The organism is Pectobacterium polaris (assembly GCF_002307355.1).
GTDB classification, from domain to species: domain Bacteria; phylum Pseudomonadota; class Gammaproteobacteria; order Enterobacterales; family Enterobacteriaceae; genus Pectobacterium; species Pectobacterium polare.
Map to the genome: position 1 here is coordinate 2,695,672 of NZ_CP017481.1, position 19,261 is coordinate 2,714,932.

Consider the following 19,261-nt stretch of genomic DNA (forward strand, 5'->3'; position numbering starts at 1 on the left):
CAATGTTGGCACTCAATCGTATCGCTACCTTGTTGCTGCTGGTTTCCGGTGTTGCGACGTCTGCGCAGTTGACTGTGAAATCGCCTCAACAGACGATAGCCGTCGTCAAATTGGATGATGGCACGCGTCTTGAAAAATTTTACGAACAGGTTCCCTGGCCACAGAATATCAACTGGCAAACGGCGTTTATTTCTGATTTTGCGACGACACAGAAGGTTCGTGCGCAAGGGGATGTCTTGCTGCAAAAGCTGGCTGAACTGGAAACGCGCTGGCGTAATTCAGGCGATGGCGATCTGGCGATCTCCGTCTGGCTACTGAGAAAGACCATTAACCCGATTAATGTTGCGGGTCGTATTCGCACCGATCTGGATCCTGACCGCGTGCGTGTCTATGTAGAAAATAATCGCCCTCTGGTGGGGGAATATGCACTGTATGTAGCGCCTCATGATGACAAGCTGTCGCTGATCGGTCTGGTGAATACCTCCGCTGATGTGGGAGAACTGGAGACATCGGGGAGAGTGGTGCTACGTGCCGGATGGTCGGTCGAAAATTATCTCTCTGGACGTCGGCTTCTTGCGGGAGCGGATAACAGTTACGGCTATCTGATTGCGGGCAATGGCAAGTGGCGCAAAGTGCCGCTGGCGCTGTGGAACCGCCAGCATGTTGAACCCGCTGCGGGCGAAACGCTCTTTATTGGTTTTAATCCCTCAGTTTTGCCACAGGATATGTCATCACTCAACGATCAGCTTGCTGACTACCTCGCTAACCGGACGCCACTCGAATGACAAAGAATAGAAACGTTAAACTAGGCTGTCTGTCGTTGGCGATTGGCAGTATCTTGAGCGCACAGGCGATGGCGGCTGAAACCGAAAGCAGCCGTACTGCGACAAACCCGAATCTGCGCTTTCAGCCGGTGGGGGTATCACAGTCTGATTTCGGTGGCACAGGCCTGTTGCAGATGCCTACGGCGCGTATGGCGGAAACGGGCGAGTTTAGCCTTAATTACCGCGACAATGAGGAATATCGACGTTACTCCATATCGCTCCAGCTCTTTGACTGGCTGGAAACGACGGTGCGTTATACCGATATTCGTACTCGTCCTTATAGTCTTGACCCTAGTTTCAGCGGTAGCCAAACCTATAAAGATAAGTCATTCGATGTCAAAGCGCGTTTGTGGCAAGAAAGCTACTGGATGCCGGATGTTTCTGTAGGGTTGCGTGATATTGCCGGTACAGGTCTGTTTGATAGCGAATATGTTGTAGCCAGTAAGCGTATGGGCCCATTTGATTTCACCCTGGGTATGGGGTGGGGTAACATGGCTGAAAGTGGCAATATTAAAAACCCTGCGTGTTCATTCAAAGCCAGTTTCTGCCAGCGTAGTGACAGTTTTTCAGGTGGCGGCGGGGAATTTGAGGTAGGCAACTTCTTCCATGGTCCTGCCGCGTTGTTTGGTGGCGTTGAGTATCAGACACTCTGGGATCCCCTGCGCTTAAAGCTTGAATATGACGGCAACGATTACAGTGCAGAAAGAACGTCATCCAATGGTGTGCCACAGAAGCTGAAACACGATTCTCCTTTCAACATCGGTGCGGTCTACCGGGTGGGAAATGTGTTGGATACCACGTTATCGTGGCAGCGCGGCAATACCCTGATGTGGGGCTTTACCCTACGCACTAATTTCAATGACCTGAAGCCGAACTACTTAGACGATGCGCCACCCGTCTATGCGCCGGTACAGGATGGCAAAGGCACAAACTGGCAGCTCGTTTCGAAAGAGCTGAACGATAAGGCCGGCTTTAAGGATGCCGATATCTACGCGGACCAAAAGCAGGTCACCATTGTTGCCGAACAGACAAAGTATCGTGATAGCGAACAGGCTACGCAGCGTGCGGCTACGGTATTGGCAAACCATGTACCGGGCAGTATTGATGAGTACCACATTGTTCAGCGCAGCCAGCGTTTACCGATTGCCAGCACGGAAGTCGATGCCAAGCCTTTCCATCAGGTTAAACAGGCGGCTATTCCACTGGGGCAACCGGAACCTGTCACGCATCGCAAAGAGCCGGTATCCGATGTGCGTGGTCAGCAGGTGTTGCTTGCAGAGCCCGATCGTCTGACGTATTCATTAGATCCGACGCTGACGCAGTCTTTCGGTGGCCCTGAATCCTTCTACATGTACCAGATTGCGCTAAAAGGTAATGTGGACTACCGTCTGAGCGATCACTGGAGCGTAGGCGGAACGGCAACGCTGAATCTGGTGAATAACTACGACAAGTTCAACTATAAAACACCACCAGCGGATGGTGCTGCGCTGCCGCGTGTCAGAACCTGGGTGCGTGAATACATTACTTCTTCCGATCTGTTATTGACCAATCTGCAATTGACTCGCAGGGATAATCCCGCGCAGGACTGGTATACCCAGGTCTACGGCGGCTATCTGGAAATGATGTACGCGGGTGTCGGATCTGAAGTGCTGTATCGTCCGTTCGGTAAAAGCTGGGCGCTGGGGATGGATGTGAACTATGTCAAACAGCGTGACTGGAACGATATCATGCGTATGGCCGATTACGATGTGGTGACAGGCCATCTGACCGCCTACTGGGAACTGCCGTTTGTGGAAGGTGCGGTAGCGAAGGTGAGTGTGGGTCGTTATCTGGCAGGGGACAAAGGGGTAACCCTCGATCTGTCTCGCCGCTTTGATAGCGGAATCATTGCGGGTGCCTTTGCGACCAAGACCAACGTCAGCGCTGCTGAATATGGTGAAGGAAGCTTTACTAAAGGCTTCTACGTCTCGATACCGTTTGATCTGCTGTTCACCGAACCGACGGTGAAACGTGGAGCCGTTGGTTGGGTGCCGCTGACGCGTGACGGTGGTCAGATGCTACAGCGCCGCAGCTCACTGTATGGCCTCACCGAACACTAATCGATCCCCGTTCGTTTAGGGTGTTAATCAAGCCCGTCATCGCCGAGTGCCGTGACGGGCTTTTTTGTGCACGTTTACTTTGCGGAGGAAAATCATTTGATAACTAAAATGAACTATTTCATTTGGTTATCGTTTGTATCTTAATCATGTCGCACTGAGGATGACGCTTCTGAGTCTTTAGCGATAAATTGATGATAATTTAATAGCTTAATCACGATTGTCGTGACGAGTCGGGGCATTTTTAAGACGAAGTGTGTCCTGAGGGTAATGATTGAAATAGTTTCGTCATGGAAGATTCATATAGCGAAACCTATTATCTCCTGCCGCAATGGCGAAATAAAACATAGCCATAGATCTTCATGGTAATGCTAACAGGAGAGTGCAACCCGATGAATTTGCCTATTTCCGCTGTTATCTCGTTAATGATGAGCTCTGTTTGGTGTGTTCCTCTCTATGCCGCAGCGCAGGACAATCCTCTTGGTATTTATCAACTGATTCAGGAGCGGATGGTGTTGATGAAAGACGTTGCGGGGTATAAGGCCCGTCAACACCTGCCCGTTGAAGATCTAAAACAAGAGGAACGTATTTTGAGTAAGGGGCGGGAGCAATCTGCTGCCGTTGGTTTATCCCCTCAGAGTACACAGCTGTTTTTTACCTCATTAATGAATGCCAGCAAAGCGATTCAGTATCGTTACATGGCGGACTGGCTTGCGACACCGGAGAGCGACTGGACGCCGCTTTCGCTGAACGACACCGTTAGACCCACGCTACTCACGATTGATGACCAGCTCTTGGTGAGTATTAAACGTTATCTTGCGAGTGGCGGGCATTTTGCGCCTCAGCAGGAGGACACATTTCTTTCTTCTATTAATGTTGAGCATCTGTCACAGAACGACAAACGCCAGATTTATGCGGCATTGAGTCAAATTGAACCAGACGGCAAATAGCTGAGTGGAGAGAAGACGATGACTTACCAATTATTGAAAGGGAGTGAACGCGGAAATATCGCTGACGCCGTGTACCGAGAACGCTGCGATGTTAACGAAAGGGTCAGAGTCATGCTGGTGTTGCGTTTTACGACGCCAGATGATGAGTATTACACCGAACTGCACGATAGCATCGATCCGCAATTTGGCGGTATCAGCGCCAATAAACCGCTATCGAGAGCCAGCTATGCCAGAAAATTCAGCGCTGATGAGGCCGATATAGAGCATGTCCGTGCGTTTGCGCGGCATTATCGGCTATCTGTCGAACGTGAACATGCTGCCAGCCGCACCGTCTTCTTGACGGGGACGGTGGAGCAAATGGAGCAGGCGTTTCGTGTGAGCTTAGCCCGGTATGACCACAAACACGGGGCATTTCGTGGGAGATCGGGGGGATTTATCTGCCGGGATACCTACAGGGCGTAGTTATCGCCGTATTAGGCCTTGATGAACGTCTTACGTCGAACTGTTACCTACGCATGAATGACGCGTTCTCTACTACGGCAAAGCGTCTGTCGGGCTATACGCCGCTCGAGCTGGCAGAGCTGTACCACTTCCCGGAGCATGACGGAGCGGGGCAGTGTATCGGCATTATTGAACTGGGGGGTGGATATCGCTTACCGCAGTTGGAACACTATTTTAAACGAATGGGCGTCAATCCGCCGCAGATCGTCGATGTTTGTGTGGGTGGCGCTAAGAATGCCCTTGCTTCGTCAGATGACGACAAAGAGGTGAACCCGATTGATATCGAAGTGCAGATGGATATCGAAATCGCGGGTACATTGGCACCCGGCGCTAAAGTGGTGGTGTATTTTGCGCCGAATACCGATGCCGGGTTTTTAGAGGCGATTAACGCGGCGATTCATGATGAGAAAAATGCGCCGTCGGTGATTTCGATTAGCTGGGGGGGCAGCGAGTCAGAATGGACCGCGCAAGCATTACAGGTGTACAACCAGGCCTTTCAGACCGCTGCGGCGCTAGGGATTACGGTGTGTGTGGCGTCTGGCGATCATGGCTCACAGGATGGTGAACCTCATGGTTTACACGTCGATTTCCCGGCATCCAGCCCCTACGTTTTAGCCTGTGGCGGCACTCGCTTGCAAAAATCGATGGAAGAAACCACCTGGCATAGCCGAGACGGCAGCGCGACGGGCGGTGGGGTTAGCCAGCATTTTGCGTTGCCCGGTTGGCAGTTAGGGATGTCTCTGGTCGACAAATATGGCGGTCATCATCCCTTGCAACACCGTGGCGTACCTGACGTCAGTGGCAATGCCGATCCCGAAACCGGCTATCTGATTGAAGTAAACGGGCGGGAAGGGGTTGTTGGGGGAACCAGCGCTGTCGCACCACTGTGGGCGGGATTGCTGGCGCGTATGCTCGCGTTGACCCACTCAGCATCGCTATTTATTCCTCCCCTGCTGTACCGTAATCGCAATAGCTGCAAGGATATCGTGCGGGGAAATAATGGGGCATTTGTCGCCTCTGAAGGATGGGATGCCTGCACGGGGTTGGGGTCGCCGGATGGAATGAAGCTGCTCAGGCTGTTGAAACGGCTCGTGAGGCTCAATGGCAATGGCGCGCACGACCGCGATGGTGGGCACGAGCGGTGAGTCTGCCTGCCTGAGAGGGCTGGCGCAGGGGACACCCCTGCTCAGACGAGGACATTATCGGTGATATCCATCACAGATTGCCCGACCTCGGTTTGAGTCTAGGGCGGTTAGCAGATATAACCCGATAAGAAGGACGTGATCGGGCTAACGCCTGAGCGAAACCTGATACGACGCATGTTATTCAGACATGTTCGTATCAGGTTTTTTTTTGCCTGAATCCAGCCCGATCGCGCGCTACCCATAACATCAGTGATATCTCGTTGAGAAAAGGAGAAAAACCGTGAAATACCGTCATCTTAAGCGTTTCCCTGAGGGGTTTTTATGGGGCGCGGCGACATCGGCTTATCAGGTTGAAGGGGCGTGGAATGAAGACGGCAAAGGGCCGTCGGTGATTGATGCCAGAACGTCCTATCCTGAGGGCACAACGGACTTTAAAGTCGCCAGCGACCATTATCACCGTTACAAGGAAGATGTCGCACTGTTTGCCGATATCGGTTTTAAAACCTACCGTTTTTCCATCGCTTGGAGCCGTATTATTCCCGACGGTAGTGGCGAGGTAAACCCCGCGGGCATTGCGTTTTACCACAATCTTATCGACGAATTGCTGCATTACGGTATTGTGCCGATTGTCACGATGTACCATTTCGATCTGCCGCAGGCGTTACAGGAAAAAGGCGGTTGGTATAACCGGGAAACGGTGGATGCATTTGAGCGCTTTGCCAACGTGTTGTTTGATGAATACGGCGACAAGGTGACGTACTGGCTGACCATCAATGAACAAAATATGATGATTTTGCACGGTTCCGCATTGGGGACACTGGATCCTACGCTGGAAAATCCGAAACAGAATCTCTATCAGCAGAACCACAACATGCTGGTGGCGCAGGCAAAAGCGATGAAGGCGCTGCATGAAAAAGTGCCTGGTGCGAAAATTGGGCCGGCACCCAACATTGCACTGATTTATCCGGCCTCATCGAAGCCTGAGGATGTGATGGCGGCGTTCAACTATAACGCGATCCGCAACTGGCTGTATCTGGATATGGCGGTATATGGGCGTTACAACACCGCGGCCTGGCGCTATATGGAAGAAAAAGGCTATACGCCGGAGATTCTGCCCGGCGATATGGATATTCTGGCATCGGCCAAGCCCGATTTCATCGCGTTTAACTACTACACCTCGCAAACGGTTGAAGCCAGTAAAAATGACGGCCTGGATGAAATTGCTCGCGGCGGTGACCAGCACCTGAAATCAGGTGAAGAAGGCGTACATCGTGGCGCAACCAATCCGTGGTTGCAGAAAAATGCCTTTGGCTGGGAGATCGATCCGATAGGCTTCCGCAATACGCTTCGTGAGCTGCACGATCGCTACCATTTACCGCTGATCATTACGGAAAATGGGCTGGGCGCGTTTGATACACTGGATGAAAACGGTGAGATTCACGACGATTACCGCATCGATTACCTGCAACGCCACATTGAGCAAATTCAGCTTGCGATCACTGACGGTGTGGATGTCTTCGGTTATACGCCATGGTCGGCGCTGGATCTCATTTCCACCCATCAGGGATGCTCGAAGCGCTATGGCTTTATTTACGTTAACCGTGAAGAGTTCGATCTGAAAGATCTGCGGCGTATCCGTAAAAAAAGCGCATACTGGTATGCTGATGTGATTAAAAACAATGGGCTGGATAGCTCAGAAGCGTAAGTAATGAAATAAGACGCCTCATCGATACCACGTTTGGGGTGTTAAACGGTAGGGAAGGCAGCGCGCCTTCCCATCAGACAGGACGGCTGATGCGATGATCATTGAAAAAATACTGAGCAATAACGCCGTTCTGGTGCTGGCAGATGACCAACGGGAAATTGTGGCGATTGGCAAAGGCGTCGGCTTTGGCAAGAAAGTGGGTGACCCTATCGACCCGCAGCGCATTGAAAGCCAGTTCGTGAAGAAAAGCGACGGCATAGCGGATGTGCTGTCACAATTGCTGGCGGACATTCCGCCCGACTGTCTGGCGGTCACGCAGCAGATAATTACGCTGGCGCAAAAAACACTGCGACTTGATGTGCAGGACACGCTGTTTCTGGCCTTAAGCGACCACATTAACTTTGCTATTCAACGTCATAAAAAAGGGCAGACGATCAAGAACCTGATGCTGTGGGATATTCGTCAGTTCTATCGCGGTGAATTTGCCGTTGGGTTAGAGGCACTGGAACTGATTCGCACCAGACTGGATATCGATTTACCGGAGGATGAGGCGGGGTTTATTGCGCTGCATTTGGCGAATGCGACGAATAACAGCGATATGCAGAGCACGATGCAAAGCGCGGGTATCATTAAAGATATTCTGACCATTCTGAAATACGATCTGCACATCACGTTTGATGAATATTCGCTTAATTATCAGCGCTTGATTACGCACCTGAAATTTTTCGCTCTGCGTTTGCTAAATCGGGAAACCGTGAATCACGGCGACGATTCTATCTATCAAGGGATTACCGAATTGATGCCACGAGCTTATGCCTGTGCGATGAAAGTGTATGACTATGTGGAAAAAAATTACGCCTGCCAGCTAACCACCGATGAGATCATGTTTTTGACCATTCATATTAATCGGTTACAACCCTCTCCCGCTTAATAACATGGGCTATCATGACGGGGACATCCAGCGGCAATCATCGATACGGAACGACAATCACGGGTAAGACCAGCTACCGTTAATATCCGTGCTACTCTCTCCAACCCTGACGACACCAGTTCGTTTCGTTATGTAACAAAATAAATTCAAAAATTGCTCACTGTTGCTGACATGCTTTCAGCCATAATGTTCTTTTTTCTCGCTATTTGTTAGTGAACCGCATGGGGGTCGTTATGTCAGCCTCGCCGCCGATGTTTTTGACGGTAGATGTACGTCGCTCAGGGCTACGCTTTTCCCAGCGAGTCTATATTCCACGGATTGTCGGTACGATACTGTGCGCTCTCTTTATTTCCTCGGTGCTGATTACTCGGCCTATCCCGACGCTATTGTGGGTGCTGCTTTTTCTTAACACCTTTATCTGGCCTCATATTGCCTACACGCTGTCCCGGCGGTCGCGCGATCCGATGCAGTGCGAGAAGCGTAATTTATTGATTGATGTGGCGTTTGGCGGCATCTGGATTGGGTTCATGGGCGTGAATCTTCTACCCAGTGCCCTGATTGCGGCGATGGTTGGGATGAACTGTACGGCTGGCGGTGGCGTAAAGCTGCTTGTTCAGGGCATCGTATTACAGTGCGTCGCCTGTGCGCTGGTTCTTGTGCTGTTTGCCGTACCTGTCTCGTTGGATACGACACTGCTACAGCTTTATGCCTGTCTGCCGATGTTGCTGATCTATCCGATTTTTCTCGGTTATGTCACCTATACCACCGCACTGAAACTGGCGGAACACAAACGTATGCTGATGGAAGTCAGTATTCATGACGGGATGACCAGCCTCTATAACCGCCACCACTGGGAACGCCTGCTGAAACACGAGTATGACAGTTGCCAACGCTATAAGCGCACGGCGACGTTAGTCCTGTTTGATATTGACCATTTTAAAGCCTTTAACGATAACTTTGGGCATAACGTCGGCGATCAGGCGATATTGCTACTGGCGCGTGAACTGACATCCGGCTTTCGGGAAACGGATGTGATTGGGCGATTCGGCGGAGATGAATTTGCCGTTATTTTACCGCAGACCCGTGCGGGAGAGGCGCTGGATGCCGTGAATCGTATTCGGGAGAGTTTGTCGCTGAAATTCCTGAACCAAACACCGCAGCTGGCGGTATTTGTCAGCGTCGGCATTGCGGAAATTGCACCGGAAATGGGTCAACATATTGACTGGTTAAAGGCCGCAGATATGGCGCTTTACCGGGCAAAAAACAAAGGCCGCCGCCGAACCGAAGTTGCCTGAATACACTAAACTACAGCCTGATTTCTTTTATCCTGTCTGATAATGACCAATAAGCCCTTATCGCTATCGAGGTGGTGATTGGGGTTTCGCCTTCTTTATACTTTCAGTAATCCCATACCACTCTCAAACGATACCGAACTGTCCCTGCTAATTTTTTAGAAATAGGGGGAAATAATACGCGTAATTCCTGTTTTATCTTTACATAAAACAGGTAGGGACTCATGCCGTGAAAATTTACGTTTAAGTGGAGAAATACTGCAAAGAAACGCTATTTTTTTGATATTTATAACATATTTCTATCATTAGTCTTTGTTAAGATTTTTGGGAGTATATTTCTTTTTAAAAGCTATTGTTAATGGATGTGTTTTTATGAAAATATGTCAGCAAGGTCTTATCTCTCCAGTCTTTTCCTTTCTTATCCGATACCCTCTATCGGCGGGAATGGCGTGAATGCGTGATGTCAGGTCACCAAAAAACATCATTTAAATTAAACATCGGGCAAGGAACAGCGCCGCTTAAAGGAGTCCCGCTATGGCATGGCGTAATTGGTTTACTCGGCATCCTCAGTCAGCAAATGCGGTCATTAAGCCGGCGGCGACAAATCCGATGCAGGCTTCTTCACTACCGGCTTATGTTTTGGAGCCGCGTATACTTTTTGATGGTGCGATAGCTGCAACGGTGAATGACACGGCGGCAAACACATCGGAACCGATTGCCGCATCTGGCACCCATGCCTCCACGGCAGATCAAACCGCCCATGACTCACAATCTGCCGCAACGCAGGATATTGATATTGCTGCTGTAGCTGACGGCTCGGTTTCTTCACGTAAGGAAGTCGCTTTTGTCGATACGTCAGTGAAGGATTACCAAACGCTGGTGGCGGGAATCAAGCCCGGCGTTGAGGTTGTACTGATCGACGGCTCGAAGGATGGCTTGCAGCAAATGGCCGACTGGGCGGCGACGCATACCGGTTATGACGCTATTCATGTCTTTTCCCATGGCTCTGAAGGCAAGGTGAATCTGGGTACGCAGGTGCTGACGGATTCATCGCTGAAATCGAGCGACGTGCAGGCACAGCTTGCGGCCTTAGGCGCAGCATTAACCACAGAAGGTGATTTACTGCTCTATGGGTGTGATATTGCCGGTGACGCAAAAGGGGATGCATTCTTAGTAAATCTGGCGCTGGCTACCGGAGCGGATGTTGCCGCATCCGTTGATGTCACGGGCAGTAGCCTGATCGGTGGGGATTGGGTGTTAGAAAAGCATACGGGCGATATCGAAACTCAAGCTATGGCTATTGACGCTTATAGCGGCGCGTTGGCGACGATAACGTTCACTGATAATGACATCGACTTATTTAACTTCGAACTAGTGCGAGACGTCGGAGGGCACCCTGTTACTTTTTCCGGTGGTGAAAATTCCGGTGGTCTATATCTCGATGGAGATGGCGGTAATCGTGGGCTCTACGCGCTGGAGGGAGCAGACAGCTCCACTGGAGGGAGCGATATAAAACTGACGATCGCCCCCAATAATGGTTATATGTTTGATTTTAATGGATTCCGTGCGCGTGCTGAAAGCGGCACGGTGAATATCGTGGTGACCTACGCGGATAATTCAACGGAATCCTTCAATTTCGATGCGAGCAACACCAACCTTCAGGCTATCAATTCATTCTCCACGATCGCGGGTGCTACCAAGGTCATTATTACCTCCAGTAAATATGCGGTATTACAGGATATCAATATCACCGATGTCAGAACGGCGGCGGCTATTCCAAGGATCACTGCGGTAGCCTATGACGCAGGTGCGAATGTGTTGACCGTAACGGGTGCCAACCTGGCAACGGGTGACACCATTGACGTCTCCAAACTGACGCTGGCGGGTGAAAACGGCAATACCTATACGTTAACTAGCAGCAATGTGACCGCAGTAAATGCCACAACATTCAGTATCACACTAAATTCGACTGATCAGATCAATGTTGAAGGGCTGCTGAACAAGAATGGGACAACCTCTGCGGCCAGTGGGACGACCTTTAATTTGTCTGCCGCCGCTGGGTGGAATGCGACACAATCTTCAACGCCTGCTGATTTGATAGGCAATGGCGTCACCGTTAGCAATGTGCAAACCCCAACCATTACCTCTTCGACCTACGATAACGCGACCGGCACATTAACGGTGACGGGTACCAATCTGGTTAAGCAGAGTGGGTTAAATAACGATATTGATGTCTCTAAGCTCACCTTCACTGGTCAAGGCGGTAGCTCTTATACGCTCAGCGCAACCAGCAATGTTGAAATCCTCAACGCCACGTCTTTTATCATGGTATTAAGCGCAACCGATAGAGCTGGGCTTAGCGGGATAATTAACCAGAACGGGACGTCTTCATTGGGCGGTACAACCTATAATTTGGCTGCCGCAGACGACTGGAACGGGCCAATTACGGGCGGAAATATTGCCGATCTGACTGGCAACGGTATAACCGTCAGTGGATTCAATGCTGCGCCAGTCATTGGTAACCTGAACGGTGATGGCGTTAACTTTACCGAGGGCGCGTCACCGATTAGTTTAGATGCGGGCGGTAACGCTACGGTTACGGATGCGGATTCAGCCGATTTCAACGGTGGCAGCGTGCGGGTCGCGATCACCACTAACCGTAATAGTAGTGAAGATGTGTTAGGTATCATGAATCTGGGTACGGGCGTCGGGCAAATCGGCGTGTCTGGCGCGAATGTCACCTATGGTGGCGTCGTGATTGGCACCTTTACCGGTGGCTCTGGCACGAACGATCTGGTGGTGGCCTTAAACGCCAGTGCCACTCCAGCCGCCGTTCAGGCATTAGTTCGCGCACTTTCTTATCAAAACAGCAATACAGCCGATCCTGCTATCACGACGCGTTTCGTTAGCATTACCGTGAATGATGGCGACGGCGGGAGTGCTTCCGCAATGGTGGCTGTTGGCGTGACTGGCGTGAACGACGCCCCAACGCTATCTGCCACCGGTAATAATGTGACCTATACCGAAAACGGTAGCGCGGTCGATCTCTTCAGTAACGTTTCAGTCAGCACGGTTGAAGCCGGGCAGAGCATTACCCAGTTCTCTCTTGTCATCAGCAATGTGTCGAATGGCAGTAGTGAACAACTGCAAATCGATGGAACAACCATTGCATTGATCAACGGTAATAGCGGCACCACGACCGCAAACGGCTTGTCTTATTCCGTTAGCGTGGCTGCAGGCACTGCCACGCTAACGTTGAGTAAAGCGGGTGGCATCAGCGCCTCAGCGGCGGCCACGGCGATCGACGGTATCACCTATCGCAATACCAGCGAAAACCCTACGGGGCCAACCCGTACTGTGACGTTGATGAGTATTTCTGATAATGGCGGGACGAGTAATGGTGGTGTAGAAACCACAACGCTGTCGATTGCTGCCACGGTAACTATAGTGGCGGTGAACGACTCACCGACTATCAGCGCGCCCACTTCGATCACGGTAACGGAAGATCTGGCTAAGGCCATTACCGGCATCAGTTTCGCGGATGTCGATGCTAATAGTAATGACGTTACGGTGACGTTATCCGTAGGCAGCGGCGTGCTTAATGCAAGCAATTCTGGCGTTACCGTTGTGGGTAGTGGCACGAGTAGCCTGACGTTGACGGGCTCAATCACCAATATCAATGCCTATATCGCAGACGGTAATGTGCTATTCAACCCGGCCAGCAACGCAACAGGAAATGTGACGCTGACGGTCGGCATTGATGACGGCGGTAACACGGGGAGTGGCGGTGCCAAAACTGCGTCGAGCACCGTGACACTGAGCATTGATGCGGTTAACGATGCGCCAGTCAACGGCGTACCTGTGGCACAGGCGGTACAGCAGGATGGCTCGCTGGTATTTAATACTGCTAACGGCAACCTGATTTCCGTCAGTGACGTCGACATCGGTGGTAACACCATGGAGGTGACGCTAACTGCGTCGAATGGATTACTGACCTTGTCGCCATTCTCTGGGCTGATTTTCAGCGTGGGATCGGGCGCAGACGACAGCACGATGACCTTCCAGGGCAGCCTGACCAATATTAACCATGCGTTAAATGGCCTGACGTTTACCCCAACCAGCGGCTATAACGGCAGCGCGTCGATCCAAATTGTCAGTAATGATTTAGGCAGCTCAGGCTCCGGTGGAGCACAAACGGACACCGATACCATCGCGATTACGGTGAATCCGAATAACCCCACGATTACCAGCGTCAGTGCGAGTAGTGCCGATGGAGCCTATAAAATAGGACAGGCCATTCAGGTTACGGTAGCGTTTGATTCCAATGTTGTTGTAGATACCACTGGTGGTGTGCCAACCCTATTACTCGAAACGGGCGCGATCGATCGCGTGGCGACGTATGTGGCAGGTTCTGGATCTAACACGCTGACCTTCGAATATATCGTGCAAAGTGGCGATCTGAGCGCCGATCTGAACTACGCCAGCACGTCTGCGCTGTCGCTCAATGGTGCGACGATTCAGGATAACGTCAACCGCACGGCGGTGCTGACTCTGCCAGGGCTCAATAGCCTTAATTCACTGGCGGCACAGAAAGCCATTGTCGTTGATGGCGTGTTACCGACGGCGGCGATTACGGTAAGCGACAACGCGCTGAAAGCGGGTGAAACTACTGAAGTCACCATCACCTTCTCGGAGGCTGTGACGGGCTTCAGCAATGCCAACCTGTCGGTGGCGGACGGCACGCTAAGTAACGTGACCAGCACCGATGGCGGCGTGACGTGGACAGCGACCCTGACCCCGAATACCAACGTGACCAATGCGGGTACGGCGATTGGCCTGACCTACAGCGGCATCACCGATGCGGCGGGTAACGCAGGTGTGGGCAGCGAGACGTCCGGGAATATCAGCATCGATACGGCGCTGCCGACGGCGACGATAGCGGTGAGCGATAACGCCCTGAAAGCGGGTGAAACTACTGAAGTCACCATCACCTTCTCCGAAGCGGTCAGTGGTTTCAGCAACGCCAACCTGTCGGTGATCGATGGTACGCTGAGTAATGTGACCAGCAGCGACGGCGGCGTAACGTGGACAGCGACCCTGACCCCGGACACCAACGTGACCAATGCGGGCACGGCGATTGGCCTGACCTACACCGGTGTCACCGATGCGGCGGGCAACGCGGGCGTGGGCAGCGAGACCTCCGGGAATATCAGCATCGATACGGCGCTGCCGACAGCGACGATAGCGGTGAGCGACAGCGCCCTGAAAGCGGGTGAAAGTGCTGAAGTCACCATCACCTTCTCCGAAGCGGTCAGTGGTTTCAGCAATGCCAACCTGTCGGTGACCGACGGCACGCTGAGCAATGTAACCAGCAGCGACGGCGGCGTGACGTGGACAGCGACCCTGACTCCGAACGCGAACGTAACCAATGCGGGCACGGCGATTGGCCTGACCTACACCGGCGTCACCGATGCAGCGGGTAACACGGGGGTGGGCAGCGAGACCTCCGGGAATATCAGCATCGATACGGCGCTGCCGACAGCGACGATAGCGGTGAGCGACAGCGCCCTGAAGGCGGGTGAAAGTGCACAAGTTACCATCACCTTCTCGGAAGCGGTGAGCGGTTTTAGCAACGCCAATCTGACCGTGGCAGACGGCACGCTAAGTAACGTGACCAGCAGCGACGGCGGCGTAACGTGGACAGTGACCTTCACGCCGAACACCAACGTGACCAATGCGGGCATGGCAATCGGCTTGAACTACAGCGGTGTCACCGACGCGGCGGGCAACGCGGGCGTGGGTACAGAGACGTCCGGTAATATCAGTATCGATACGGCATTGCCGACGGCGACAATAGCCGTCAGCGATAACGCCCTGAAAGCGGGTGAAAGTGCCGTCGTCACCATCACCTTCTCCGAAGCGGTAAGCGGCTTTAGCAATGCCAACCTGTCGGTGACAGACGGCATGCTAAGTAACGTGACCAGCAGCGACGGCGGCATGACCTGGACAGCGACCTTCACGCCGAACGCCAACGTGACCAATGTGGGCACGGCGATTGGCCTGACCTACACCGGCGTCACTGACGCGGCGGGTAACGCGGGCGTGGGCAGCGAGACCTCCGGGAATATCAGCATCGATACGGCGCTGCCGACTGCGACGATAGCGGTGAGCGACAACGCCCTGAAAGCGGGTGAAACTACTGAGGTCACCATCACCTTCTCGGAGGCAGTCAGTGGTTTCAGCAACGCCAACCTGTCAGTGGCGGACGGTACGCTGAGTAACGTGACCAGCACCGACGGCGGCGTGACGTGGACGGCGACCTTTACCCCGAATGCTAACGTGACCAATGCGGGCATGGCAATCGGCCTGAACTACAGCGGCGTCACCGACGCGGCGGGTAACGCGGGTGTGGGCAGCGAGACCTCCGGGAATATCAGCATCGATACGGCATTGCCGACAGCGACGATAGCGGTGAGCGACAATGCCCTTAAAGCGGGCGAAAGTGCTGAAGTCACCATCACCTTCTCCGAAGCGGTGAGCGGATTTAGCAACGCCGATTTGACCGTGGCAGACGGCACGCTGAGTAACGTGACCAGCAGCGACGGCGGAGTGACGTGGAAAGCGACCTTTACGCCGAATGCTAACGTGACCAATGCGGGCACGGCAATCGGCTTGAACTACAGCGGTGTCACCGACGCGGCGGGCAACGCGGGCGTGGGCAGCATCACTTCCGATAGTTTTAGCATCGATACCGCTCGCCCTGTGCCGGTCAGCCTGACACTGACGGAAACGTCAGGTTCGCAGGCACTGAGCTACACGCTGGTCTTTTCAGAAGCGGTGACGGGATTAGATGTTCGTGACTTCTCTCTGCTTAACGCTAACGGCACCACGGCGACAATTGGTGCGGTGACAGCACTGAGTCCGACAACCTATCGAATTGATTTAACCAATGTGACAGGGGCGGGTGCAGTTCAGTTGGTCTTTACCGGCAATCACGGTGGGGTGACGGATCTGGCTGGCAATGACCTGAACGGTCAGGGGATCAGCGGCGACGTTCATAGCAATACTGCACCGGTTGCCAACGGTATTGGCAATCAGTCCGCTAGCCAAGGGAGTGCGTTTACCTTCACGCTGCCCGCTAACGCGTTTGTTGATAACGATGCGGGCGACAGTCTGACTTACCGTGCTTCGTTGTCCGATGGCTCGGCTCTGCCGTCCTGGCTGGTGTTCAATCCTCAGACGCAGACCTTCTCAGGTACGCCGCAAAACGCTGATGTGGGATCGTTAGCGATTCGTATTACCGCAACCGATAAAAACAGCGTCTCGGTGTCCAGCGATTTTACGGTTGTCGTGAATAACGTTAACGATGCGCCAACCACCACAGGTATTAGCAACCAAACGGTGAATGGCGATGGGGCGTTTAGCTTCCAAGTTCCTGCTAATACCTTCTCTGATATTGATGTGGGCGATACGCTGCGCCTCAGTGCAACGCGGGCGGATGGTTCTGCGCTGCCAGCCTGGGTGAGTTTCGATCCTGCAACCGGCACCTTTAGCGGATCGCCGGGGCGCGCGAATAGCGGCGATCTGTCAATTCTGGTTACCGCGACGGATGCAGCGGACGCGAGTGTGAACACCACATTTGTTTTACGCGTCCTGCCTTCTACGCAACCGGATGGCGATCCCGAATTCAAAACAAATACGAGTAGGCCAGCGGTGGCGATCGTCGGTAATAACGCTGCGGTCCAAAGCCAACTTTCGCTGTTGACAGTTGCGGCGGCGTCGACCAGTGGCGATGGCCTGTTGGGAGCACCGTCTTCACTCTTTAATGCCGGTACGGCGGAAGGCTCTACGCCGGGAACCGCCAGCGTGTTTAGCGCAGCGGCACAAGGCAGTGGTGTTGCTGGGGGTTCTGCTGTGGCCGTGGCCTTTGCCAACAATGGCGTAAACCGTTACGAACCCGGTATACCACGCAGCAACGTCTCTGATTTCAACCAGTCAATGGGTGGGAAGTCCACTCTGGCGGGGATGTTTGCGAACAATATCATTCCCGGTAATACCGCGCTTGAGGTGTTCAGCGGCGGCAGTTGGCAGTCCGTGTCGGATGGCAATTCGACATCCGTCATGTCGCCTGTTTCCGTCTTTGGCGCGCCCGTATTTAGCCAGCAGCTAAAAGCATTGGATGACTATGAACGTCTGCAAATCGCCTCTCTCGAAGGCGCATTGCAAAACATGAGCAAACCAGCCTGAAACGGCGGTGGCAGGGTGTGATGAATACAATAAAAAACAGGGGTAAGGAATCGACTATGCAAAGATGCCCGAAAATTTTCAGCGTCACGCTGCTGGCGCTGTTAGTCAGTGGATGTGCGGTATCAACTCAGCCGATCGATAAAGCAGAAAGTACCCGACGTGCGGATACCGATCTGCGCGTGATGTTCAGTAATCAAGAGCCCGTGACAGCACCCATTACGTTACATGATGCGATGGCAAGGGCGCTGAAATATAACCTCGAAGCGCGTTTAAAAGTGATGGAACAGGCGCTGGCGCAGGAGCAGGTAGATCTGGCGCGTTTTGATATGTTGCCAAGAATAGCAGCGAATGCGGGCTATGTGACGCGCAGTAACGTGAGCGCTTCCAGTAGCCGTAGTATAGAAAGGGGCGTCACCTCACTGGAGCCATCGACCTCGCAGGATCAAACCCGCCGCGTCGCGGATCTGAATATGGTGTGGAATATCCTCGACTTTGGCGTCAGCTATGTTACGGCGCATCAACAGTCGGATAAACGCTGGATCGCCGAAGAGCGCCGCCGCAAAGTGACGCACACGATCGTGCAGGATGTGCAGTCGGCATACTGGCGTGCGGTGGCGGCTGAACGTTTACTGCATCGTATTGATGCCTTAATCGAGCGCGTTAACATGGCGCGTGAGAACAGCCAGAAAATGTCGGCGCAAAAAGTCGGTGACATTATTGAAGCCTACAGCTACCAGCGTGCGCTGCTGGATGCGACGCGCCAGTTGGAAGAGCAGCGTCGTGCGCTCTCTCTGGCAAAAACCGAGCTGGCAACGCTGATGAATTTGCCGCTGGGCACAGATTACAAACTGGTGTTGCCGAAGGAGAATGAACTCGTCGAGCCAGAGCTGAAAGTGGCCTTTAGCGATCTGGAGCAGGCCGCGTTAGTGAGCCGCCCTGAACTGCGCGAACAGGACTATCAGGTACGTATCAGCGCGGCAGAAACGCGTAAATCGCTGCTTCGTATGCTGCCGGGGATTGAAATGTCGGTCGGGGGCAACTACGACAGTAACTCGTTCCTGGTTAACCAACATTGGGCGGATGCGGGGGTGAAAGTGACCTGGAACCTGTTCAATCTGTTCTCTGGTCCAGCTGCTATCGATGTGGCAAAGGCGGGCGAAACCGTCTCCGAAATGCGCCGTCAGGCGATGTCGATGGCGGTACTGGCACAGCTTTATGTGGCCCGCGCCAATTTCAATGAAGCACAGCGCCAATACCGCACCGGTAAAGAGTTGCAGAAACTGGATGTGGATATTCTTGAACAGCTGAATAACCGCTACAAGGCTGGCAATATCGGTGAATTACAGCTGATTCAGGGCGAGTTGAACGCGGTGAATACTTCTTTGCGCAATGATTTGGCCTATGCTGAATTACGTAATGCGTATGGCCAGATCTTTGTTACCGCGGGCTTGGATCCTCTGCCAGCAACGCAGACCTTGAATGACATCCCGTCGGTAGGGAAAGCGCTCGATCAAACGGAGAAGCGCTGGGCGACCGGTAACCTTTCGCTGTAAGGAACGGTGTGCGGTCT

The 19,261-nt window shown here is 52.9% G+C and carries 8 protein-coding genes and 1 pseudogene; all 9 read left to right on the plus strand.

What is annotated here, in order from left to right; translation table 11 throughout:
• The first annotated feature begins 2 nt into the window (after positions 1-2).
• The 9 genes and pseudogenes from BJJ97_RS12170 to BJJ97_RS12210 all read left to right on the plus strand — a co-directional run bounded on the left by BJJ97_RS12170 (position 3) and on the right by BJJ97_RS12210 (position 19,244).
• On the plus strand, positions 3-785 hold the full coding sequence (locus BJJ97_RS12170; protein ID WP_095994084.1) for a capsule biosynthesis GfcC family protein: 783 nt from the start codon (positions 3-5) through the stop codon (positions 783-785).
• Positions 782-2,923 carry a YjbH domain-containing protein gene (locus BJJ97_RS12175; protein WP_095994085.1) on the plus strand — a complete coding sequence of 714 codons (2,142 nt, stop codon included), beginning with the start codon at positions 782-784 and terminating at the stop codon, positions 2,921-2,923. Before BJJ97_RS12170 ends, BJJ97_RS12175 begins: the two co-directional genes overlap by 4 nt.
• Positions 2,924-3,312: 389 nt before the next feature.
• Positions 3,313-3,870: a chorismate mutase gene (locus tag BJJ97_RS12180; RefSeq protein ID WP_095994086.1), complete on the plus strand. Its 558-nt coding sequence runs from the start codon at positions 3,313-3,315 to the stop codon at positions 3,868-3,870.
• Positions 3,871-3,888: 18 nt separating this feature from the next.
• A pseudogene (locus BJJ97_RS12185) lies at positions 3,889-5,516 on the plus strand (S53 family peptidase).
• Positions 5,517-5,796: 280 nt separating this feature from the next.
• On the plus strand, positions 5,797-7,221 hold the full coding sequence (locus tag BJJ97_RS12190) for a glycoside hydrolase family 1 protein (RefSeq protein WP_095994087.1): 1,425 nt from the start codon (positions 5,797-5,799) through the stop codon (positions 7,219-7,221).
• Between the two features lie 94 nt (positions 7,222-7,315).
• The gene (gene licT / locus BJJ97_RS12195; RefSeq protein WP_095994088.1) at positions 7,316-8,152 is read left to right on the plus strand and encodes a BglG family transcription antiterminator LicT; all 837 of its coding nucleotides are present in this window, start codon (positions 7,316-7,318) and stop codon (positions 8,150-8,152) included.
• A 233-nt stretch (positions 8,153-8,385) separates the two neighbouring features.
• The gene (locus tag BJJ97_RS12200) at positions 8,386-9,447 is read left to right on the plus strand and encodes a diguanylate cyclase (RefSeq protein ID WP_095994089.1); all 1,062 of its coding nucleotides are present in this window, start codon (positions 8,386-8,388) and stop codon (positions 9,445-9,447) included.
• 531 nt (positions 9,448-9,978) lie between these two features.
• Positions 9,979-17,691 carry an Ig-like domain-containing protein gene (locus BJJ97_RS12205; protein WP_095994090.1) on the plus strand — a complete coding sequence of 2,571 codons (7,713 nt, stop codon included), beginning with the start codon at positions 9,979-9,981 and terminating at the stop codon, positions 17,689-17,691.
• A 56-nt stretch (positions 17,692-17,747) separates the two neighbouring features.
• Positions 17,748-19,244 carry a TolC family protein gene (locus BJJ97_RS12210; protein WP_095994091.1) on the plus strand — a complete coding sequence of 499 codons (1,497 nt, stop codon included), beginning with the start codon at positions 17,748-17,750 and terminating at the stop codon, positions 19,242-19,244.
• The last annotated feature ends 17 nt before the right edge of the window (positions 19,245-19,261 follow it).